Source organism: Salinibacillus xinjiangensis (assembly GCF_009649735.1).
Classification (GTDB): Bacteria; Bacillota; Bacilli; order Bacillales; family Alkalibacillaceae; genus Salinibacillus; species Salinibacillus xinjiangensis.
In genome coordinates this window covers 215123-237047 of record NZ_WJNH01000003.1, presented here as the reverse complement: position 1 = coordinate 237047, position 21925 = coordinate 215123, and the positions used below count along the sequence as shown (strand labels likewise).

Below are 21925 nucleotides of genomic sequence, written 5' to 3'. Positions count from 1 at the left end.
GAAAAGTTAGTCATTCAAAAGTTTATTCGCAAAGTGTAATGCCTTCTTATCATTTAGTATTTCACCAGGTTTATTACCTTCTCCAAGTACATATCCTTCAAAAGAAATACCTGCAAAATCAAAGATATATTGAAATTGCTGGATCAAAGGTAGCCCTTTAATTTGTGGATTATCCCCACCTACAGCTATCAAGAAGGCACTTTTAGAACTCATCTGGTTCTTAAAGTTGGGAAATTTAGAATCCCTGAATGTTTGTGACCACCTATCAATAAAGTTTTTCATTTGTCCTGTCATGCCAAACCAATAAATGGGGGTAGAGAAAATTATAGTATCATGGGTTAATAATCGTTTGATGATTGAATTATAATTGTCATGAACTTCCTTAAAACCTTCTTGATCATGTCGTAAGTCTTCAATTGGAAGTATATTAAAATCCTTTAAATAAATCCTTTCAACTTGAAAACCCTTAATCGCATGTTCAGTTAGAATTTCGGTATTTCCATTTTCACGTGTTCCCCCGTAAATAACTGCTATACTCATTTTAAACACTCCTAATATTTTTATTTCCTTGATGAAAGGTTGTAATTATCATAAAATGAATACATCAATTAATAAAGATGAATAATTTGATTTAATCAATCGAAAATATCGATTACAGGAAGGTGAAAATGGATACAAAACAGTTACTCACTTTTAAAATAGCGGCAGAAAATTTAAACTTTACTCAAACAGCAAAAAACTTAAACTTTGCACAATCTACTGTCACGGCTAAAATTAAATCTCTTGAGGATGAACTTGATACAAAGTTATTTGAAAGATTAGGAAAGAAGTTATATTTAACGGATGCCGGAAAGCAATTCAAATCATATGCAGATAAGTTATTAACCTTATCTGAAGAAGCCAAATTAATAGCAACAGGAGGTAATGAACCATCTGGCACATTAATTATAGGGGCACAAGAAAGCCAATGTACATATAGGCTTCCTCCTTTACTTAAGGAATTTCAATACCAATTTCCCAATGTTAAATTAATATTTAAACCCGCACATTCAGATGAAATGGCGAAAGAACAATTGCTTAAGGGAAACCTAGATATTGCATTCATTATGGATGAAGTACGGTATAAGGATTCATTAGAAGTAGAACCTTTGGTAAAAGATGAAATGAAGATCGTGGCATCAATTAATCATCGATTAGCCAATAAACCCGAAGTGTATCCTCAAGATCTAAAAGATGAAACACTATTATTAACTGAAAGAGGCTGTTCATACCGTACAATTTTTGAAAATACACTACGTGAATCAGAAATATTTCCTTCCAATAAGATAGAATTTGTGAGTATAGAAGCGATAAAACAATGTGTCATAACGGGAATCGGTATAGCAAAATTACCCTCTTTGGTCGTGAAGGAGGAAATTCAGTCAGGTAGCTTAAAAGCTCTCAATTGGAAACGTAATACTCCTCCTATTTTTACACAAATTGCTTGGCACAAAGATAAATCAATGAGTATTCCCTTAGAATCATTTATAGACTTGTCACGTCAAATGTTAAAAGATAAAAATATATCTTAAGGTTAAAGGTCGATGACATACATAGAGAACTTAGATTATATTTCGCATAGAAAAAGGCATGGGAAAATTTCCCGTGCCTTTTGTTCTATTTCTGCCAAGCTCATTATTCTTTGTTCATCAATATTTACCTCCAACCATCTGCCGCATAAATCAATTACAAAGTATTTAGATCATTGTGTTATACACTAAAATAAAAAATTAGTAATTAACCATACGGCAACATTTATGAAAATGATAAAGAAATATTGTTAAAATATCTAGCTAGCTTTTAGTTCAATAAGCATAAGCTAAACTCCTTCTTGAAGAACTAGCCCAGTAACAGAAAAAGAATACCTTTAAAGAGGTACATGCCAAATCAAATAAAAATCACGATAATCTTACACTTATCTAATTTTTTTTCATAAAATCTTTATAGAGGTGATTAGATTGGCAAGAGTAGCGTATACCGAAAAGGACATTAATTTAATAGCAAGGATGATGAGAGCGGAAGCCGAGGCTGAAGGAAAACTGGGGATGCTCATGGTTGGGAATGTCATTGTAAATCGAACAAATGCTGATTGCTTAGATTTTAAGGATGTAAGATCCATACGTGATGTCATTTTTCAAGTCCAAGGTGGAAATTACTCTTTTGAAGCCGTGCAAAAAGGGAATTTATTTTATAACCCGGCAAGAGAAGTAGAGAAAAAATTAGCACGAAAAGTAGTGAAATTTTGGAGACAACACCCATCTAAATTTGCTTTATGGTACTTTAATCCTTATGGTCAATGTCCTCCAACATGGTACAGTCAACAATTAACGGGACAATATAAACAGCATTGCTATTACGAACCCGTAGCTAATACATGCCCAAGTGCTTATCGATAATAACAAACTCCCTCACACTTTGTGGGGGGATTTGTTTGGCAACATTTAATTATAATCTTCTCTAACTTATTGAACTATAGCACATGTTAGTATCAATTCCCTTGGAAAATCTTTTTCGACCAATAATATAATAGAATAAACAAGAACATCATAATACTTACCCCTATATTATCAACCCACTTAACCTCCTTATCAAAAATTAACTGCCAAATAAAAGATACTAAAAAAAATATTATAGGAAATCTGATACTTTTCCTAAACATATTAATCCACCCCATGCATACACGAAATATTTCTACGTAGTAATTGTTGCATTATCCTTTCTTTGTCTAACGGCACACGTTTAATAATTTCCTCCTTTATGAGGATTAATTAAGTTATTGTAATAGGTTTCAATAAAAGTAAACTTTACTCTTTTTTATGAGTTGTATAGTTATCCACCAAGGCATATACCAAACCAGCCCCCATAAAAACAAGCACTGAGCTTAATTCGCTAAGATTGTAATATTGAACGTGTTCATCCTGAAAACTCAATCTGAAAATCAATCTTCCCATGAAGTATCCAACGGTTAAATAAACCATCATTTTGATTAGCATATTATTAAAATACCTTTGCATGGTAAAGGTTAAAGGAAGCATGAATATCCCGAATACTACACTGCCGCCAATCCCACCATACAGGATTAAGACCAAACCAAAATCAATGTGTTCGGTTGTATGAATTTTACTTCCTTCCATCAACTCTACCAACCATGTCCCTATACCAAATAGGGTGGTAAAACAAATAAATAGAATCCAATAACGAGTATGTTTTGACTGCAAATAACCACTCCTATATTTATTTACTTTAAACAATTCAATCTATTTAAGTCTTATTTTACCATTAAAAAAACAGTCCAATAGCTTACTTGGACTGCTAGATGCCCCATTAATTGAGACAATCATTCACATAAAACCCGTAAATCTAGACTGAACAAGAGCAGACTGCACATAGTTGATCATGGTAACGAAATCAAACACGGGCAAGTTGACAGCTCGTTGAACAGATGCTGCATATGGGGGAAGACTGCTACATTCTAGTAGAATCAATTTAACGTTTGAATCCTCTTGAACCATTTCTTGAGCTACTTCCACAACTTCCTTTTCGATTAACTCAGGATTAAGGGTGCCGATTTCTTCGTGGGCCGCATTCACGAAATTTTCTTTACCTTCCATACCTTTAACGGCCAGTGGAATGTTAGGATTAATTCCGAGTTTTACGAGCAGTTCATCCTCAAAATCAGAAGCCTTACTACAAATAATGCCGATTTTTTCATCCATTCGTAACATCGATGAAAGAAAAGGTATTTGAAGCAGGCTTGACATGAATACAGGTACTTTTAGCTCATTGGCGATTTCCTGTTGATACATGGCCATGTACCCACAATCAGACGTGATCGCCTTCACTCCTTCATTTACGAGGTTCTGACCTGCCTCGAGAATAGGCTCCAACATGGATTCATCTTTCTCTAGTAATTTATCAAATGTAAACCCCTTAACCGTTTGGTATCTGACAGGAAACGAATAGGTGGTCGCATTCCCCACATCTCCTGGAATAAACGGGGTAAATGTATCTAGTAATAGAATTCCAATTGACTCACCGTAACTGACTTGCCCCTTGTTAGCTTTTAATAACATCCAGCTCTCCCTCTTTAGGTAATTCCTGTTTAAACAAGGTACCTAATCCTTTCTGTGGTGTAAATTGACCTGTTAAGCGTAAGGCTTCCCAAAAGCTCACCTGGTTCGCTGTAAGAACAGGCTTTTGTACGGCTTCTTCCAAATCCTCAATCCATTCAGCAGAATGCAGTGCTGTATCCGGAATAAATAAGGCATCCGCGTCTGGGCAATCATTTTCTACTGCTAGATTGCCTACCTCATCCTTTTGAAGCGTTCCAACCTCTGCTGCTGTGATAATTCCTTTACTGGCAAATTGAATTACTTCAATATCGAAGCTTTCCAAAAGTACCTTAAATAAGAGTGCCACATCTTCTGGATAAGTTGCCGCAAGTGCCACTCGTTTGGCACCTATCGCTTTGGCTGCACGAACAAAAGCTAATGCTGTAGTCGAAGCAGGCACATTTAATTGTTCCTCAAGTGTCGCGATTTGTTCTTTAATTCCCTCTAACCCTCGGACAAAACTGGCACTTGTTGAGGTCCATAGCACCGATTGAACACCTTTCCCAACTAAATGTTTCGTTCCGTCCACAATACGACGGTTACTCCCCATTTCGCTGAGTGCCTCGACTGTGTGAGCGTCTTCATTGAATTCCGTAATAATTAATTCCACATCAACATTCGGGTTAACCATCTTCCCTAAACGTGGATAATCATCCTCTGCTGCATAACCTGGATAAAGAAACCCTACCTTAGGTGAACTCATTTTTGGATTCATTCTACCTCTCCCTCGTGATTTTCTTAAGACTGTTTCAAATTAGCTTTTTTTATTCTAGGGGGTAGGTATAATCGGTGTCAATATGTTCTGAACATTTTAATTTTTATTTTACTTTTTCGTAAAATCATGTCATTATAAAAATCGTTTAGTCATTTTTTAATCGGACGGTATCGAATTCCCAGATAAGGGGTGATGTTCATGGAAACCATCAATACAGATGTACTCATCATTGGTTCTGGTGCTGCAGGTCTTGCAGCAACGGTTTACGCAGCCCAGTCTGGCCAAAACGTATTAGTGATTGACAAAGGTGCAGTTGGCAAAAGTGGTTCTACTACGGGAGCTGTCCAAATTGCTAGTTTAGGTGATTGGTCAGACCCAAGAGACAATGAAGACGCGTACAGAAACGATATAGAGGAAAGTGGACGTGGACTCAGTGATCCGAAACTGACGCAAACCCTTGCCCATGATATTTCGGAACGTTTACAAGACCTCATTAGCTGGGGCTTAAAGCTAGATGTTGATGAGCAAAAGGAAGTTGCGTTATCAGCCACCTCTGGACACAGTCTACCTCGATCCATAAGTGCTAGAAAAGGTAAAACAGGTCTAGGAATTCTTCAAACCCTTATTCGCCTAGTGAAAAAGTCCCGAAATGTAAAGACATGGAGCGATGTGATTACGCTTGAGCTCGTGAAATCTTCCGGTCGGATTTCAGGGGCTATTGTCTATGATTTACGAAACAATCTACCCTATTTCATTGAAAGTACAGCCGTCATTCTAGCAACGGGAGGCATCGGACAGTTATATCCAGTTACTAGTAACCCTGTCCAATCTACTAGCGACGGCTTTGCTCTTGGATTGGGTGTTGGGGCGAATCTAGTCGATATGGAACAGGTTCAATTTTACCCCGTTAGTATGGTTGCACCTCGCTCAATAGCTGGGTTTTGCATTAGTTTTTATCACTACTCAAAGCTTTACAACAGCCTTGGTGAGCGTTTTATGAAAAACTACGAACCCGAAAACATGGAGGATACAACGAGAGATAAGCTAGCCATTGCCATTGCGAATGAAGTGGTAGCTGGTCGCGGTACGCCAAATGGTGGTGTCTACCTCGATGGGACAGAAGCAATCACACAAATCAAAAAGGAATTTCCCCATGAATATGAACTATGTTTGGACCGTGGAATAGATTTAGCCAAACATCGTGCTGAGGTTGGACCTGCAGCTCACTTTATGATGGGCGGAATTCAAATTGACGAACATGCAGCCTCTTCTGTTCCAGGGTTATTTGTGGCGGGAGAAACAGCAGGTGGCCTACATGGCGGGAACCGTCTCGGAAACAACGCCCTATCTGAATGTGTGGTATTTGGGGCAAGAGCAGGAATGGGTGCTGCTGAAATGTCTTTAAAAGGTATGAACTCAGATCATACAGATTTAGAGGAATGGAAGGATAAATGGTCCCCTCTCTTTTCTACTACCAAAGGCAAAATAAGACCCTATCAGCTCAAACAACGCATACAAGAAATTTTAGGAGAGCATGTCGGTGTGATTCGTTCGGACAAAGGTCTTCAACAAGCCAAGGTGCAGCTGAAGGACGTTCAAGCACAGTTGGCTGAGGTTAATATCAAAAAAGATTTCATGTCACGAGAAATTCTTGATTATATTGAAGTTAGACATATGATTCAAACTGCCCAGGCCATTGTTGGTGCAGCATACATGAGAAAGGAAAGTCGAGGGGCACACTACAACACCGACTACCCTTCATTGGCAGCTGAAACACAAAAAACCAATGTTCAGTTTTCGAATGGTGAATTTACATTTCATACTTTCGCCCCTAAAGGAGGAGTTTCTTGATGGCGCAACTTCAAGTGAAAATTCAAAGGACAGAGACAAATACAAAAACTTATGACGTTACCCACAGCCCAGACATGACGGTGCTCGATGTTTTAGAGGAAATTTATCATCACCATGATGAGACCATCGCCTACCGTTTTTCCTGTCGCACGGGGCTGTGTGCCACCTGCATGATGATGATCAACGGAAAACCTAGCCTGAGCTGCATGACGATTGCAGAACCTAATGACGAGGGGTATCTTTTTGTATCTCCCCTTCCTAAAGGAAAAACGATTAAAGACCTTGTGAAGGTACCGGCTAATTAGCTTTATCACAAACAATTGAGAACATTCGATGGGGAACCTTTAAAACATCGCTCGAGTAATTTGTTTTTAATAGGCTTTCTAGCTCAAGATCAAATAAATGCACCTCTTCTGGAGATAAACTTCCCCCAATGGCTGCGTCTGTTCTCATGCGCCCTCTCCATTGTTCATGAGTAAATGTAATATCAATATCAAAAGAAAATGTTTCAACCTTTGAAAATCCAACTTCATAGATTTCTTTTACCCATTCAGGATAAATTCCAGTACGGTTTTGTTTTTTCCATTCAAAGTTAAAGTCAGAAACAAGTCTTTCGGTTTTAGATACGATATTTTCATTAACAGGGATTTGATCAAATTGGGCAATAATTAATTTCCCATCCTTTTTTAGTACACGAAATGCTTCACTACAGGCTTCATAAGTAGGAAGGACTTTCCAACAATGAACTGCTGTTACAAGGTTAAATGACATATCGTCAAAAGGTAGTCCTGATACATCTCCAACTAAATATTCTATATTTAGTTTCTCAACTTGATTTATTTCCTTTGCTTCATTTATAAGTTCTACAGAGTTGTCTAATCCTGTAACCACACAGTCTTGATATGCCAAGTCTCTAGCTGCCAATCCATTTGATGTAGCGATATCTAATACTCTTTGATTCTTTAAAGGAATATTATAATGTTCCTTGAGTTTTTTATAGAATTTGCTAGGATAACCCGAACGATATTTGTTGAAATCCATTGCGACGTTCCCATAGAGATTTTTCATTAATATTGCCTCTCTTTATTGATAGATTTTTACTTCTCGGTGTTATGACCACTTCATATGTTCTCGTTTCAACCCTTCCACTTTCATAACACCACCAACTTTTTTAAGAGTCTGTTTAATAAGGGATAATCTTGAATTACATATCTTTTAACACTTCTAAATTTCTAATAAACAGTATGGTTGTCCAATCCTTATATTCATCAGGAATTGAAACTTCATGTAAAATATTTACCCATTGTGTTGGATTGGAATACGAAAAGAATGATGGATGCATACCTACAAAAAGAAGGTCAGCCATAAAAATAATTTCATCTTCAGGTATATAAAGGAAAGAATCACAAGGTGAATGACCACCTCCAAATGTCAATAGCCTAGCAGTCCGTTTGGTTCCGAAAATAGAAATTTGTTGGAGTAGGTTATTTGCGGTAAGACTAATTCTAAGTCAGGGAGTGAGATTTCAAGCTCTTTTAAAAAATTTATTTCATTCTTTTTCTGAATATCAGGGGAACTTTCATTTTGTTCTGTAAGTGCTTCAATATATTTTTTCACGCCATCAATATCGGCTTTCTGTTCAGAAATACGTTCTGGATGGTTTTCCTTCATTTGTGTCAATGTTGTTTGACTTGAAACTATATTACAATCTTTAAATACTTGGGTACCTCTAATATGATCGCCATGGAAATGACTATTAATTACCCAAGAGACAGGTTGATTCGTAATGTTTTCTGCTATATTTCTTAGATCTTCAGCTGCTTGTTATGTGTTAAAAGTATCAAAAACAAGTGTTTTTCCACCTAAGTCTACGAAACCAGCATTCCCAATTGATCCACCACCGTCTTTTGCGATTGCTGAAAAAAACCCTCACTTACTTTTTCTAGTTTAAAATGTTTGGAAAATAATTCAGTCATTATACTTTCCTCCCTTTTTTAGTCATGAATAATTTCTTTTACCCCTTAATATTTAACAAAAATGTCAGGTTAATTAATTGTAAAATCCGCTGTCAAATAGTACTTATCATAGTCCCCAGCTTTTCTAAAATCAAGTATATCTTTTACAATCCGGTATTCACCCGGATCCAGACTTCCATAGAGCCAATCCCAATCAACTGTCCATTCCTTTACATCTGATGGATCCAAGTTATAGCCAATACTATTAAATCCATAGTTACCATCTAAAGCTATAGGAACTTGATACCAATTTCCCTTGATTTTCTTTTCCAACCAAAACTCTTCACCATAGACGCATTGCTTGTCGGAGTTATTCTCGAAAATGACAGTTAAGCCAGTAGAGGAGACTGCTCCTTCCTTCACAATCATCGTTACTCCATCAAGGTTGTTTACAGTTTCATATTTTGTGTGCTTCCAGTCTGTTGTATCTACGGATTGATTTGATATGCAGCCTGATAAAAGTATCAAACAGAATAGTGAACATAAATATATTATCTTAATGTAATCACCCCGTTAATTTAACTTGAAGAATAGGATTCGCTAACACAAATGAAAACAAACTGATTAAACAAGCCTTCTAATTTACTTGATTAGTATCTGAATCTCATCTTCATTTTCTTCTAGTAAGTTATCCAACAACTTATTGGCTTTTTCGGTATATCCTTCACCAATATCCTTTGGTTTACCTAGCATCTCTTCAATGTAGGCTGTAACGTAAACACTCGTTTCCTGAGTTTTTTCGTAATGTTTTTCAAAATATTCTTCTGGATCCAATCCAAGTTTAGCAGACTGAGCATCTGCAAATTCGCGAGCTGCATTTGCATATTCAGAATCATCGTCCTCAGCAGGATAAGTACCCACTATACTTTTCGTTTCTTGTATTTCTTGCAGCTCTTGTGACACATCAAGATTTAAGTTTTTCACTTCTTGCTCGGCTAATTTTGCCTTAATCGTACCATCTAGAAATTCAAATAATTTATCATCAGGATATAAAAAACGTAAATCACCAACCGTTATTTCTTCTCCTCTTACGATGGCCGCAACATCAGTGTCATCATAATCTGATATCTCACTATCATTACATCCGAGTATAAAAAACATAGAAACTAGAAATATAAAAACAAGCACTCTCTTCATTTTTATCCCCCTATTAAACCATCTGGTCCTTTTGCTTTACTTCAACCAAAAAGAGCATTAACCCTTCTTCCAAAAAAGCACTCATTGCTAAAATAAAAAAAGGAAAACTAGTACTAATTTACAAAATCCTACAAATGTACCCCATGATTTTTGATAGGATAAGTATTAGAAAGGAGTGAACCAGGTGTATCGAAAAATTGTAGCCTTTATGTTTACAATAAGTGCTTTGGCAATCGGATATCTCATTTTTTCCATCGTATCGGATGCAAAAGTAATTCAAGAAATAAGACAAAAGGAAGCAATAGAAAACAAGGTATATCAACCCCAACCTATTCCTGAAGTAACGAATAAAGAATCGACTACCTTTCATTCGATTCCATCCGAAGAACAATTTCAAAAGATGCTACATGAGATTTCACATCAGAAAGTTTCTGCTGCCGATAAACAAGGACATTTCCACTTGCCTATTTCAGATAAAGTAGTGGACCAATTAACATACATTTTAGATAACAAGAAAAATTTTGAACACCATGACACATATCGAAAAATAGTTGCCGACATGAAATGGGAAGTGGATAAAAATTGGGTTGACTATCACAATTCTCTTAATGAATGGCTTGGATATCCAGATGATAACGCAACAGGAATAATGACAGACTCAGAGCAAAATGCTTATATAAACGAGTTTGTAAACGACAATTCATATGGAACAAAAGAAGAAACCACAAACAAGAAATTTAAAGGGAATTTTACGAATGCGGAATCTCAAGTGTTATCCATTGGCGATACAGTTCAATTTGAGGAAATGAAAGTGAAATTACGAACTGTTTCTTATGTAAATGGCAATGAGTTTACCCGGCCACAACATGATGATTTTGTTACTCTACTCGTAACGATCAAAAACACAAGCAACAAAGTCATCAACATCCATCCTGTAGCACAGATGGATTTATTCGATAGTGAATCCTACAAGCAACCGCACACCTATATGTTGAAAGGTAACGATAGTTTGCACCAAGTTTTAAAACCAGAACAAAAGATTTACGGAAAAGTGATATTTGATGCTCATGATTCCGAGTTTTATCAATTTGTGATGGAAGATGTGATTCACCGTACACAAGCAGTCTGGCATATACCGAATGATGAGATATATCCAAAATAATCATTCGGTATATTTTTATGTCTAAAATGATTCAATCAGTTAAATGATGCAGAAGTTGAGCACAACACATATTAATTATTCTAATCATTAATAAACTAATATTTAGTTCATACTTTCTATAAGTTCTTCCATAAAATCAAAAGCATACTCTTGTCGAAATTCTTTGTCTTTATTCATTTCAAAAGCCAAACCATAGACAACCTCATCAGATGGGATATATACATTTAACCGATGAAATTGGGCAAATTTATCTTCATAGTAATATATCTTTCTATTTTTGACTTCCTTCGTGTTAAATGTGGGATCATCGAAGTTTATATTAGCTTCATCTGATCGTTCAATGGAGATACCTATCATTCTCTCCCCTTTGTATGGCCCAAAGATAAAATCCTTCTCTATAGCTGTATAAACAGAAGGATCATCAGGGTCAAGTAATTCCTTTTCGCCCTCCACTTTGCTATAAATCAAGCTTGCATTGATCACCTTTCCATCATTTGTGCGGACGTAAAAAGCAGATGTCAATGGGTATGGTTCATAAGGAATGAGTGAAATATCCGCGTTTAATTCTTCGCTGATAGCCTTTTGTAATTCACCAAAAGGACTTTCTTCTGATATTCCACCTGTGTCACTCGAACAACCCAGCAACAATAATACCCCTATTAAAACAAAGGCTAACTTTTTAATGATAAGAGCCCCCCTTTATCGGACATTTTTGCCAACATTTTCACAACTTAATTTTAACATAATATTCCATGTAGCTCACAAAAAAATAGACCATCAGCGATGATCTTCTTGTCCAAATCTCCTCTTCCTTTTAATGGCTATACACACTCATCTTCATTTTCCTCTCCCCACTTGATACCAGACTTACCCATATAAAATAAGACACCGGCAGTTGCTAAAACATACGCTATTGTTAAAATAGATCCCAAAATTAACCTCCTGATGACTTCATCTTTTTATGAGAAAAGAGTTGAGCCCATTTTAAAATAGACATGTAACTATTTCCTTCTATATTCATACCATTATATGGAATGCTATAAAGGAGGAAATCGAATGCATCAACATGAAATAATAAAAAGAAGAGATTTCTATTTGAAAAAAATGCAGGAAGCACAAGCTCACTATAATCATTGTTACCATTCATTTATGTACTTTAATCAATTGGCGTCTCAACCATATTTACAATTCAACCCTTATACTCAAGTCAATCCTCACCTAGAGGTAAACCCGCAAACCCAGATTAATCCGAACTTAGAAGTAAATCCGCAAACTCAAGTTAATCCAAATGTTGAAGTAAGTCCAGAGACAAGTGCATATTTTAACTTTGACCCAGATTTCAACTTAAATGTCGGTAATAACTGGAAATAAACCTTATGAGCCAACAAAATGTGTTGGCTCTATTCATTAATCATCATTTCCTCCAAAAAGGTTATTTTTTTAAAATCCTTATTATTGTTTTGGTCCGCTCGATATCTATCTTTAGATGAAGACTTGTAAACTCTTAAATATTGCTCCGGATTTAGTAAATAATATTTTACATCTCCCCATTGATGCATTTCTAAATCCTCTAATTGTACACCAGCGAAATCTGGTAAAGTGTCAATAATTCCAAACTCAACGGATAACCCGTCCTTACAAAACTCGTGTTCATGCAAATCGATTAACCTATATTCCATCGAATTCATAATTTGCACGATATCTTCCCAATTATATATGGATAATTCAGGCGGTACTTCCCATCCTCTGTGATCACCAGGTACATGAATATCTAAATCTTGAGCATCCCAATCTTTTCCTGTAATAATTTCTAAACCAACTGATCCCATTAACAAAGGTATGATTTCGTTGTCATTTAACTTTTTAGCTATTTTAATAAATTCATCAAATTTGTCCTTATTCATTTATTTCTCCTTTATAGGTAGTGACTTCTAAAACATATCAACTAACTCTTCCACTTTTTCAATATAATAATCATATTTCTCGACCTCGCCAAAGCCATACTTGGCATACACAAACGGAATTCCTGCATAGTGAGCTGCCTTTTGATCACCGTCCGTATCCCCCACATAAACCGGGGTCTTTAATTCATTTCGTTCCATTACAAGTTTAATATTTTCTCCTTTTGACAAACCTGTTCTTCCTGGGTTTTCAAAATCGACAAAGTATCGACCTAATTGGTGATACGTAAAGAACGCTTCAATGTACCCTGCCTGACAATTACTCACGATAAAGAGCTTATAATCTCTTGATAATTTCTCTAACACTTTATTAAGGTTTTCGTATAACTGACCACCTCTTTTTTCTATGTATTGAATTTCAACTTCAAAGCATTTTTGTAAAACCGCTTTTCCATCCTCCTCACTGATGTTAGGAAACAGTTTGCGACTTATATCATCAGCTTGTAGCCCCATTGTTGCTTTTAAATCCTCAACCGTTATTTCCTCAAGCTCCTCATATTGCTTAATAACTTGGTTGCAAGCCTTCACTACTGCTTCTCTTGAGTCCCATAATGTTCCATCTAAATCAAAGATTATACTATCCATCTATTTCTCTCCTCAAATCTTAATATAGTCTTGATGCTCCATCTCCAACAAGTCTACCAAAATAGTACAAATCCACCAATTATGCTTGGACTAGGTAAGTAAACATTCCTTTTTCTAACTGGTTTCATATATAGATATTACAAATAATGTTAGGAGATGCATTCAAATGAAGGAAATGTACGTCTGTGTTTTTCCAGGTTACAGGTGGTGCGGACCAGGCTGTAGCGGTCCCGGTGCACCAATCAATGATGTAGACGCTTGCTGCAAGAGGCACGATTTTTGTTTAAAACGAGGGAGAAGCTTTTGTGAATGTGACCGTGAAATGATGAAATGCCTACGTAACAAAAAGAGCCTATCAACAAAAAAAGGTAGAGTTGCTGCATTGATGTATATCTATTTTATTTTACAATCACTGATTACTTGCTCTGTAACAAGGTAGAATTAAAATTCTTCAAAAAAAGGATGTAGATTCGCATTTAAGCAATACTCTATTCTTTGTCTAAAGTTTTTCCAAGTAACCATCTCTAGGGCGTCCTTTATAGGAAAAAAGCCTACTTCTAAACTTTCAGTACTCGTAGTAGGTTTTCCGTCAATCGGGATTGCTAAAAACAAAGTATTGCAGATTGAACCACTTACATTTTGGAAAATACCACAAAACTTTTGAATCTCTACATCTATACCTGTTTCTTCCTTTGTTTCTCTAATTGCAGCTTCCCTTAATGATTCCCCAACCTCAACTTGTCCACCTGGCATTTCCCAGCCCCTACGAGGACCTTTAATCAGTAAAATTTCACCTTTATCGTTAAGGACAATCGTGGCTGCTGAAACAATGTGCTTTGGTACCGTCATGATTTATAACTCCTTATTTATAACTCCTTATTTATAAATATATCTCACTAATATAATTTCAACACTTGAATCGACAATCCTTATTTGACCTAACATTGACCAAAATAAAGCTAAACTTCCAATGAAACACCCCGTATACTAAGTTTGAGGGCTGAAACTTCATTTTTCGTCGGTCAAACGTGAAGTATGCTCTAGCAAATTTCAAATTTACTACCATGCTATTTTCCACATCTTTCATTATGATAGACCTAACGTCGTTAAGTGACGAAATAACCCTGTCGGAAGGAAGTAAATCGATGAATTATATTAAAGAAATCAAAGCCTTTTACACGCAAATCCAAACGAACCCAATATCCCACAATGCGAACAGCCTTTGGCATGCACTCATGCATGTGAACAATCTTACCGGGTGGAAACCACAATTTACGGTAGCTCAATCTGTTTTACAATCCAATTCTGGGTTAAGTAAAACTTCATTTAAACGGGCTAGAAATGAATTAGTCGAAAAAGGCTATATTCACTATCGAACTCGGGGCGGAAATCGAGCTCCTGAAATATCAAATGGTCAGTTTGTTGTCCATTATGGACTACAATAAGACCCACAATCCGGACCCATTATTAAACATAAACAAAACAGAAACAAAACAATCATACAGCTATACGCACGCCGGGAATTCATTTTTCAAAGTAAAATTTTCATGAAACCACCCCCTACCTGTTGGACGAGCTCAAAAACTGGATTTCTGAATTTGGCGATGAGTTAGTGATTGAAGCGATGAAAAAAGCACTCGAGCGGAACAAAATAAGCTGGGGTTATGTAAAAGGCATCTTACAAAGCTGGGCGAATAAAGGTGTGACAAGTGTGGAGAGGGCCAAAGCAGAGGTCCTTTCATTTCAAAAACAGAATCCAAAGCGCTCACGAAGCCATCCCTATAAACAAGAAGTATTAACAGGCTGGTTTGATCAAGAGGATAGGAAGAAGCCTAAAGTAGATGCGCCCCAACATGATTATGAGCATGAGAAACAAGAGCTTGCTGGAATCTTGGATAAATATAAAAAGACCTCCCTTGTCCCCGTTCAATTGGGGGTATAGGAATTTAGATTGTGTGGGGCTGAAAACAAGAATTGCACCTTTATCCATCGCATTGATTAGATCTTTATCTTATTCTTTTTGTTAATTGTTAACTAGATTACGTGAATTGAACCTGAAATAAAGTGAATTGCTCATTTGAATACTGGATTGTCATTTAAAATAAACTAGTGTATCCGAAATTTGTAGATTAACCAATAAAATTAACCGCATGTCATTCGGTAGTATAAAAATTCATTTTCATAGACACCTCTTCCCCACTTCTCACGATTATAGAAGTGAAAGGAGGTGATCGACCATGGCAATGGCGCAACCACTTCGATCCTCATTAAAGCTGATTTTCGAAACAGGTGTTGGGGATGATGGAAACATGGAGTACAAGAGTAAGAGCTTCAACAATGTCAAAACAGATGCCACTCCAGATCAGTTAATGGCAATCACAAATGCCGTGACACCACTGCAACAGTTGGCTCTATATGAGGTCCAACGTAACGATTCAGCTATTATCTTAGAGTAGTGAGTGGCACGATTTCAAATGGAAAGGAGGTTAGAACATGGCCAAAACACTAGAATTAAAGTTTACAAACCAGGAAAATAAAACCGTTACGTATTCTTTTGACAACCCAGTAGAACCTGCTGACCCAGCTGTCATTAATGCAGCTATGGACGAGATTATTGCCCAGAATGCTTTTGCATCATCTGGCGGTGACTTAGTCGGGAAAAAGAGTGCACGTATTGTAGAGCGAAATGTAACGGAAATTGAGCTGTAATAGACTTGGGGAGCGAAATCATTATCGCTCCCCTTTTTTCAAACAAACGTTTGATTGAAAAATGTCGAAAAATAATAATCTAGGAGGTGAAATACATGGAAGAGTGGATCAACTGGGTTCCACAGGTTGGATTTCCAGTAGTGGTAACCTTTTATTTATTACATCGAATTGAGGGAAAGCTCGACCTTCTCAACGATTCAATCTTGGCATTGCCAAATAAGATGAAGGAATAAGCAAAGGGAGCTTTGAGTATGCACAAGGCATGTCAAAGCTCCATCAAATACATTTATGAACTAAAATATGTTCGAGGTAAATGATTTACTTCGTTTGCAACACGAATTCCTGATTCAATTGCACCTTGGATCCATGCGTGAGTAGTTGAGGTATGCTCTCCTGCAAAATGAACCCTTCCTTCTGGTGAGGATATATGAGGGGTTAACTCGGTTACTTGACCAGGCTTAAACATGGTAAAAGCCCCAGCAGTGTATGGATATCTGATCCAACTGTGACTTACTCCTCCTTGAAAATCCTGATACACTTGATCTCCATGAATAGTCGCTAAATTTCTTAATACATATTCAAAGCGTCTATCATCCTCCAAGCTATCCCAAGGAACAGCATCATCCTCCCAAGTATAACTTCCTAAGATAACACCTGAAGAGTCTGAACCGATATCATGGCTTGGGTACTGAACATATTTGATAGGGAGATCTGTTACGGTTTGCCCCCCTATAAGCCCTTGCTTTTCCCAGAATCTATTTTTAAATTGTATTCCAGTCTTTGTAGAACCGGCATAGTTTGTCTCCCTAATCGCCTTCCATTTGTTCTCTGAAAACGAGTCTCGAGGTTCAATTTCAACAAATTGTAATACTGAAAATGGGATGGTTACAATGACAAGGTCACCCGTAATCTGAGTCGGCTCTAAGACTTTATGGACAGCATGAACTGTTACATGGTTATCGTGCTGTACAATTTTCTTTACATACTGACTAAAATAAATGTCATCCTGTAATTGATCCATAAATGCTCTAGGAAGCTTGTCGTTACCACCTGTGATTTCATAAAACGTAATGTCAGGTTTGAATAAAATCAACAGTTCACGTAATTGCTCTAAAAACGATAGCTCAATTAACCCCTCAAGTGTAAGGAGTACTTTAATCATCTCAATTGCACCTGGTGATAACGCAACGCCATATGGATTATATCTCAAATAAAAATCCATCGAATACTTATCAAATTCACTGATAATCCAAGGCCAGTATTTCTTTGGGTCTTGTTCAATTAATTCGGTAATGGGCTTAATGGCCGATTGTAGTAATTCAGCAGCCGTTTTTCCTCTTTCATGGGGGTAAACGGGAAAATTCAAAATATCTGGGTTCTGTTCATATGTCTTTCTCAGAACTTTTTTCCCTTTCACATAGATGATATCGTTTGGAGTCGTATTAATAAACTCATGCGTGGGGAGCTTGAACTTTTTTATGTATTCCATAGTCAGGGAATGAGAATCGGGAATTCGCATGGCACCAGCCTCAAAGTATTGATCCTCCTTAAAGTTACCCCTTATCGTATAAATTCGTCCCCCTACCCGATCAGCTGCTTCAAGAATGGTAACATCGTGTCCTGCTTGCTTGAGCAGGGATGCTGATACTAGTCCTGCCATTCCTGCACCCAAAACAATGATTTTCTTAGGTACTTCCGTTTTTACAAGCCCATTTCGTATTATGGAGAGCATTTTTTCTTCGGGAATCTGAGGAAATACGTAATTCACATAGTTTCCCCCTTACTGAATGGATGAATTCTATTAAACATATTCAGTAAGCAGGTTGTACTATGAAAAAACAATCGACACAACTAAAATAACGTGTAAAACAATTTTAATCTCTGAACGATTCTTTTCATATCTTGTGCAAATTCTACCTCTCCTTTTCTTTTAATCTGTTATATCAAGTAATTCTCTTATTATATACCTTTTTCCTTCCAATTTATTCAAAAAGGAGCTTATCCTTCTTGTAGATAAGCCCCTTTTATCCTATAACAGGAAATCGTTTTTTCGATAATAAGTCATCTATAAGCATCTTGTGTTCACTAAATATATTCTCCGGAAGTTCACTAAGCGAATAAAATCTAATCTGAAGAGACTCCTCGTTACTTTCCACTAACTTCCCCGTATACTGTTTGCAAATAAATGATATTAAAACAGGTGATACTTGGTCGCCGTTTGGAAATGTCTTATCATATTGAGGGCCCGAATAAATCCCAAATAACTCAAGTTCATCTAATGTAAGTCCCGTCTCTTCGTAAACTTCTCTTCTAGCTGCATCGTGTACGCTTTCTCCTAATTCCATAAAACCGCCAGGTAATCCCCACTTACCATTATCTGAACGTTTTTGCAACAGCACTCGATTTTTCATTATCAAAGACGAATGCTACGGCAACAACCATAATAACTTTCTCGTTTCCTACCATAGACCTTAAATGCTGTATGTAATCCATTTCATCTATCTTCTCATATTAGCAATCTTCTACAAGACCTTACTCCTGAAAGGTTTTCCTGAATCCATAAAAGGCACGAAAACCCATTCCTTCATAAAATGACCGCGAAGTACGATTAGCAAGTAATTCAATCCTTGTGTTCGGATATTTATTATGTACGTAGTGAAGAATTTCTTTTCCTGCCCCTAATCCCCTATACTTTCTATCAATTAATAATTCACAAATAAATAGACTTATACGAGTATCAGTAATTCCTCTTACATAGCCAATGACACCATGTCCCTCGACTTCAGCAACATAGGCTACATTTGAATGTTCCCACGCTTTCTTTGTATTGAAGTAATTCTCTACTAAAGTAGTCCATCCCTCTGCTTTGTTTAAATCTTGTATTTTATTAAAGTCTTTTTCTTCATATGGTCGAATAAGTATTCTTTCCGTAGCTTTCAAATTTATTTCCATAAAAAAATTCCTTTCTTGAAATTACTCGGAAACAACTCTAACATTTTTTATATTTCCTGTACTTCCAATGCCATCTTCAAATACTCCACAAATAGTTTTGACTGCTTTTCAATCTGCACCTCATCCTCAGGCAAAATGGCATCATCAAGTGCCAGTCCATCGATGAATGTGATGATTGATTTGGCGAGCAATTCATGGTCATGCCGATCACTGAATTCACCTGCATCCTGGCCAGCTTTAATAACATCCGCATAAAGACGGACCCCGAGCTTATAGCGTTTCTGTCCATAAGCCCGTCGTCTGTCATCATTCCTGCCTGTAATAAAGAATTCTAGCTTACTCGCGGCAAGCGGATCCATTTTGGCATCGGGATTTCGACTCTTGCCGAACATCATTTCCATTAGCAACCCCCAGTGGGAATCAGACGATTTCATTAATTGCTCAATATTCGTTGCTTCCTCATGAAGACCCTCTTCCAACAAAGCTTCAAAAAGGTCTTCTTTATTGGCAAAATACTGGTAAAGCCCGCCACGGCTAACACCAGCCGCTTCCATTATGTGCTTCATTGTGGTATTTTCATAGCCTTTTTCCATAAAAACATTTGTCGCAGCGTTCAGAATATCAGCCCGTCGTCGCTGCAGATGTTCTTCGCTCACCCGTGGTGCCATGCTTATTCCCCCGATTCACTTTTTTCTTGGTAAATACTCCAATTATAGATACTAGCACCAGCAGCCCTGACGTGATTGTGAAGGTTGGGATAATCCCAATGACCGTAGCCAGCCAACCACCGAGTAAGGGACCGATGATGGTTGCAGTTGTCATGACACTATTAATTACACCAAATACACGCCCCGTCATATTCACGGATGTTTCCACCTGTGCCGTCGCCTGGAATGGAACAAAAATTAGACTGGCTGAAAAACCGCCTGTAAATCCCAATGCCGGTCCCCATATGATCGAATAGCCAATATCATAATGGGTTAACACTCCCATCAAACCAAAACTTAGCCCAATCCCACAGACACCAAATAACATAACCGGATACGCACGATAGTCAGTTTTTTTGGCAAGTAGAAGACCCGCGAAAAACATACCTAGGCCAGAACCAGTGACAAGATAACCGAACAAATCAGGCGATGCGTTGGTCAGTTCACGCAGCAAAACGATGATCTGTGAGTCAGCCAGCTGTAGGATTAGTAGACTTATCCCGGTAAGTAGTAGTCCAATCACCATGAAGCGGCTTGATTTAATATGTGATAGCCCCTCGACGAACTCTCTTTTGAAAGATTCCTTCTCTCCGCTCGTTTCTTTCTCCACAGCCTCTACTTTTACAGCGTTAGGCAGGAAAAACAATAGAAAGGCAGATATCACAAATGTAGCTGAATCGATGAAAAATACCTTTTGTGCGCCGAAAGCAGCCACTAGGACCCCACTAATCAGTGGACCAAGAATTTTCGTCGAGGAATCAATCATCGAGGTGATGGACATTGCACCCTTCATATCATCTTCAGAAACAACTTCCTTTAATTTTCCGTTTTTAGCTGGAATAAACACAGCTGAAAACAGTCCAACCGTGAACAACGTGACATACACCATCCAGATTTCAGTGGCGACTGTCAAAAAAAGAATTAACCCTGCCCGCACAACGTCCGAGATTATCATGATCGTTTTCCGACTGAAACGATCCGCCACAATGCCGGCAACCGGACCAAGTAAAGCCATTGGCACTGCCAGACAAAGAATAATGAACGAAACCTCCATAGGTGAGGCATTCCATTTCAGTCCTACAAGTGTAATAATCGCCACAATACTGAGCCAGTCACCAATACTTGAGATTGCCTGCGCACTCATCAGTGTCACATACCCTTTGTTCTTCGCCAGCCTTTTCATACCGATCTCCTCTTTTCTAAAACGACACCATTGTCGTTTATGGTAATTTCATTATACCGACACCGGTGTCGTTTTACAACTGTTTTTTTATTATTTTTAAAGTTGGGCTTGTGTTGAGGTGAAAATCGTGGTTTGAGATCAGTACTAGGGTTAGACGGCACCACACTCCAAATAATTATTGTTTCTTAAACTATTCTCTCCATATAGTTAAAGGAACCGCTGTATTGACAATCCCCTAGTTGAGTTAAAGTACCCTTTTGTTGAAAAAATGACTTCATATCTTCCTAGAATATCTTAATTTAATATATGATGGATCCTCTTCTGGAACTTTTTCATATTGAAATTTGAAACCTTTAGCTTCATAAAAAGGAATTCCTTTCATATTTCCTTTTTGAACAGACACCCATTGCTCTTTAGCTCCATATTCATCTTTCTGTTGTTTCGTAACAGCATCCAACAATTTTGTGCCAATCCCTTCATTTCTTCTTGTAGGGTCAATGTATATAATGAATAATTCTCCTACCTCTTCATCTATCATTCCTCCGCCTGCTGCACCAACTACTTTTCCGTTCTCAACTGCTACAAAATACCCACCCCAATCACGATTAAATTCTGTTACTTCCCTTTATATTCTCTAGTGATTATAAAAATCTTGTATCACTTTTTCAATCCACTCTTTTGAGTGACTTTCCCCATATGTCGCCCAATATCCCCTAATACATACACTTGAAATTCCTTCAACGTGGCTTTCATTAGCCTTCAAAATTTTTACCATATTTTCTCCTTTTTCCCTTTTT

The 21925-nt window shown here is 37.3% G+C and carries 29 protein-coding genes and 2 pseudogenes; 12 read left to right on the top strand and 19 right to left on the bottom strand.

What is annotated here, in order from left to right; all coding sequences use genetic code 11:
• Window positions 1–6: 6 nt before the first annotated feature.
• Window positions 7–540 (bottom strand): flavodoxin family protein, encoded by a 534-nt coding sequence (locus GH754_RS06810; protein WP_153727967.1) that lies wholly within the window; start codon window positions 538–540, stop codon window positions 7–9.
• Window positions 541–668: 128 nt separating this feature from the next.
• Between GH754_RS06810 and GH754_RS06805 the strand changes: the two genes are divergently transcribed.
• Window positions 669–1571, top strand: a complete 903-nt coding sequence (locus tag GH754_RS06805) for a LysR family transcriptional regulator (RefSeq protein ID WP_153727966.1) — start codon at window positions 669–671, stop codon at window positions 1569–1571.
• 426 nt (window positions 1572–1997) lie between these two features.
• Complete coding sequence (locus GH754_RS06800; protein ID WP_153727965.1) at window positions 1998–2435, top strand: cell wall hydrolase; 438 nt, start codon at window positions 1998–2000, stop codon at window positions 2433–2435.
• Window positions 2436–2843: 408 nt separating this feature from the next.
• On the opposite strand, the gene GH754_RS06795 is transcribed toward GH754_RS06800, so the two are convergent.
• The 3 genes from GH754_RS06795 to GH754_RS06785 all read right to left on the bottom strand — a co-directional run bounded on the left by GH754_RS06795 (window position 2844) and on the right by GH754_RS06785 (window position 4866).
• Complete coding sequence (locus GH754_RS06795) at window positions 2844–3257, bottom strand: hypothetical protein (RefSeq protein ID WP_153727964.1); 414 nt, start codon at window positions 3255–3257, stop codon at window positions 2844–2846.
• A 123-nt stretch (window positions 3258–3380) separates the two neighbouring features.
• A complete protein-coding gene (locus GH754_RS06790) occupies window positions 3381–4112 on the bottom strand; it encodes an aspartate/glutamate racemase family protein (protein WP_153727963.1) in 732 nt (243 codons plus the stop codon).
• The gene (locus GH754_RS06785; RefSeq protein ID WP_153727962.1) at window positions 4096–4866 is read right to left on the bottom strand and encodes a maleate cis-trans isomerase family protein; all 771 of its coding nucleotides are present in this window, start codon (window positions 4864–4866) and stop codon (window positions 4096–4098) included. The genes GH754_RS06790 and GH754_RS06785 overlap by 17 nt, the downstream gene beginning before the upstream one ends.
• Window positions 4867–5064: 198 nt before the next feature.
• Here GH754_RS06785 and GH754_RS06780 point away from each other — a divergent pair, with 198 nt between their 5' ends.
• Together GH754_RS06780 and GH754_RS06775 are read left to right on the top strand one after the other, a co-directional pair.
• Complete coding sequence (locus GH754_RS06780; RefSeq protein WP_194841302.1) at window positions 5065–6717, top strand: FAD-dependent oxidoreductase; 1653 nt, start codon at window positions 5065–5067, stop codon at window positions 6715–6717.
• The gene (locus GH754_RS06775) at window positions 6717–7022 is read left to right on the top strand and encodes a 2Fe-2S iron-sulfur cluster-binding protein (RefSeq protein ID WP_153727960.1); all 306 of its coding nucleotides are present in this window, start codon (window positions 6717–6719) and stop codon (window positions 7020–7022) included. The genes GH754_RS06780 and GH754_RS06775 overlap by 1 nt, the downstream gene beginning before the upstream one ends.
• Here the strand turns inward: GH754_RS06775 and GH754_RS06770 are convergent.
• The 5 genes from GH754_RS06770 to GH754_RS06755 all read right to left on the bottom strand — a co-directional run bounded on the left by GH754_RS06770 (window position 7015) and on the right by GH754_RS06755 (window position 9869).
• Window positions 7015–7785: a class I SAM-dependent methyltransferase gene (locus tag GH754_RS06770; protein ID WP_153727959.1), complete on the bottom strand. Its 771-nt coding sequence runs from the start codon at window positions 7783–7785 to the stop codon at window positions 7015–7017. The genes GH754_RS06775 and GH754_RS06770 overlap by 8 nt on opposite strands.
• A gap of 136 nt (window positions 7786–7921) precedes the next feature.
• Window positions 7922–8083 carry a hypothetical protein gene (locus GH754_RS19630; RefSeq protein ID WP_228550171.1) on the bottom strand — a complete coding sequence of 54 codons (162 nt, stop codon included), beginning with the start codon at window positions 8081–8083 and terminating at the stop codon, window positions 7922–7924.
• A gap of 65 nt (window positions 8084–8148) precedes the next feature.
• Entirely contained in the window at window positions 8149–8388 is a 240-nt protein-coding gene (locus GH754_RS19625; protein WP_228550170.1) for a hypothetical protein, read from the bottom strand.
• A gap of 374 nt (window positions 8389–8762) precedes the next feature.
• Window positions 8763–9101: an immunoglobulin-like domain-containing protein gene (locus tag GH754_RS06760; RefSeq protein WP_228550169.1), complete on the bottom strand. Its 339-nt coding sequence runs from the start codon at window positions 9099–9101 to the stop codon at window positions 8763–8765.
• A gap of 213 nt (window positions 9102–9314) precedes the next feature.
• Complete coding sequence (locus tag GH754_RS06755) at window positions 9315–9869, bottom strand: hypothetical protein (RefSeq protein ID WP_153727957.1); 555 nt, start codon at window positions 9867–9869, stop codon at window positions 9315–9317.
• A 184-nt stretch (window positions 9870–10053) separates the two neighbouring features.
• Between GH754_RS06755 and GH754_RS06750 the strand changes: the two genes are divergently transcribed.
• On the top strand, window positions 10054–11031 hold the full coding sequence (locus GH754_RS06750) for a DUF4352 domain-containing protein (protein ID WP_153727956.1): 978 nt from the start codon (window positions 10054–10056) through the stop codon (window positions 11029–11031).
• A gap of 102 nt (window positions 11032–11133) precedes the next feature.
• Here GH754_RS06750 and GH754_RS06745 read toward each other — a convergent pair whose 3' ends face one another.
• Window positions 11134–11676 (bottom strand): hypothetical protein, encoded by a 543-nt coding sequence (locus GH754_RS06745; RefSeq protein ID WP_153727955.1) that lies wholly within the window; start codon window positions 11674–11676, stop codon window positions 11134–11136.
• Window positions 11677–12087: 411 nt separating this feature from the next.
• Between GH754_RS06745 and GH754_RS06740 the strand changes: the two genes are divergently transcribed.
• Window positions 12088–12402 (top strand): hypothetical protein, encoded by a 315-nt coding sequence (locus tag GH754_RS06740; protein ID WP_153727954.1) that lies wholly within the window; start codon window positions 12088–12090, stop codon window positions 12400–12402.
• A gap of 29 nt (window positions 12403–12431) precedes the next feature.
• Here the strand turns inward: GH754_RS06740 and GH754_RS06735 are convergent, their stop codons facing one another.
• Both GH754_RS06735 and GH754_RS06730 read right to left on the bottom strand, forming a co-directional pair.
• Complete coding sequence (locus GH754_RS06735) at window positions 12432–12935, bottom strand: phosphoribosylanthranilate isomerase (RefSeq protein ID WP_153727953.1); 504 nt, start codon at window positions 12933–12935, stop codon at window positions 12432–12434.
• A gap of 27 nt (window positions 12936–12962) precedes the next feature.
• Window positions 12963–13577: an HAD family hydrolase gene (locus tag GH754_RS06730; RefSeq protein WP_153727952.1), complete on the bottom strand. Its 615-nt coding sequence runs from the start codon at window positions 13575–13577 to the stop codon at window positions 12963–12965.
• A 166-nt stretch (window positions 13578–13743) separates the two neighbouring features.
• Between GH754_RS06730 and GH754_RS19615 the strand changes: the two genes are divergently transcribed.
• Window positions 13744–14016: a phospholipase gene (locus tag GH754_RS19615; RefSeq protein WP_228550168.1), complete on the top strand. Its 273-nt coding sequence runs from the start codon at window positions 13744–13746 to the stop codon at window positions 14014–14016.
• Between the two features lie 2 nt (window positions 14017–14018).
• Here the strand turns inward: GH754_RS19615 and GH754_RS06725 are convergent, their stop codons facing one another.
• Entirely contained in the window at window positions 14019–14426 is a 408-nt protein-coding gene (locus GH754_RS06725) for an NUDIX hydrolase (protein WP_153727951.1), read from the bottom strand.
• 296 nt (window positions 14427–14722) lie between these two features.
• Between GH754_RS06725 and GH754_RS06720 the strand changes: the two genes are divergently transcribed.
• The 5 genes and pseudogenes from GH754_RS06720 (at window position 14723) to GH754_RS06700 (ending at window position 16519) form a co-directional block, all read left to right on the top strand.
• Window positions 14723–15022, top strand: coding sequence for a helix-turn-helix domain-containing protein (locus GH754_RS06720; RefSeq protein ID WP_153727950.1), 300 nt, complete (start codon window positions 14723–14725; stop codon window positions 15020–15022).
• 116 nt (window positions 15023–15138) lie between these two features.
• A pseudogene (locus tag GH754_RS06715) lies at window positions 15139–15519 on the top strand (DnaD domain-containing protein); the annotation flags it as partial.
• A 295-nt stretch (window positions 15520–15814) separates the two neighbouring features.
• Window positions 15815–16033, top strand: a complete 219-nt coding sequence (locus tag GH754_RS06710; RefSeq protein WP_153727948.1) for a DUF1659 domain-containing protein — start codon at window positions 15815–15817, stop codon at window positions 16031–16033.
• A gap of 37 nt (window positions 16034–16070) precedes the next feature.
• A complete protein-coding gene (locus tag GH754_RS06705; RefSeq protein WP_153727947.1) occupies window positions 16071–16286 on the top strand; it encodes a DUF2922 domain-containing protein in 216 nt (71 codons plus the stop codon).
• Between the two features lie 95 nt (window positions 16287–16381).
• Complete coding sequence (locus tag GH754_RS06700; protein WP_153727946.1) at window positions 16382–16519, top strand: YvrJ family protein; 138 nt, start codon at window positions 16382–16384, stop codon at window positions 16517–16519.
• A 53-nt stretch (window positions 16520–16572) separates the two neighbouring features.
• On the opposite strand, the gene GH754_RS06695 is transcribed toward GH754_RS06700, so the two are convergent.
• From GH754_RS06695 to GH754_RS19945, 6 genes and pseudogenes are all read right to left on the bottom strand, one after another.
• Complete coding sequence (locus tag GH754_RS06695) at window positions 16573–18018, bottom strand: flavin monoamine oxidase family protein (RefSeq protein ID WP_153728094.1); 1446 nt, start codon at window positions 18016–18018, stop codon at window positions 16573–16575.
• A 292-nt stretch (window positions 18019–18310) separates the two neighbouring features.
• A complete protein-coding gene (locus GH754_RS06690) occupies window positions 18311–18697 on the bottom strand; it encodes an NUDIX hydrolase (protein WP_323741886.1) in 387 nt (128 codons plus the stop codon).
• A 121-nt stretch (window positions 18698–18818) separates the two neighbouring features.
• The gene (locus GH754_RS06685; protein ID WP_153727945.1) at window positions 18819–19238 is read right to left on the bottom strand and encodes a GNAT family N-acetyltransferase; all 420 of its coding nucleotides are present in this window, start codon (window positions 19236–19238) and stop codon (window positions 18819–18821) included.
• Between the two features lie 47 nt (window positions 19239–19285).
• Window positions 19286–19906 (bottom strand): TetR/AcrR family transcriptional regulator, encoded by a 621-nt coding sequence (locus tag GH754_RS06680; protein WP_153727944.1) that lies wholly within the window; start codon window positions 19904–19906, stop codon window positions 19286–19288.
• Window positions 19860–21089: an MFS transporter gene (locus tag GH754_RS06675; protein ID WP_228550186.1), complete on the bottom strand. Its 1230-nt coding sequence runs from the start codon at window positions 21087–21089 to the stop codon at window positions 19860–19862. The genes GH754_RS06680 and GH754_RS06675 overlap by 47 nt, the downstream gene beginning before the upstream one ends.
• 313 nt (window positions 21090–21402) lie before the next feature.
• Window positions 21403–21720 (bottom strand): annotated as a pseudogene (locus GH754_RS19945) (GNAT family N-acetyltransferase); the annotation flags it as partial.
• Window positions 21721–21925: the final 205 nt, after the last annotated feature.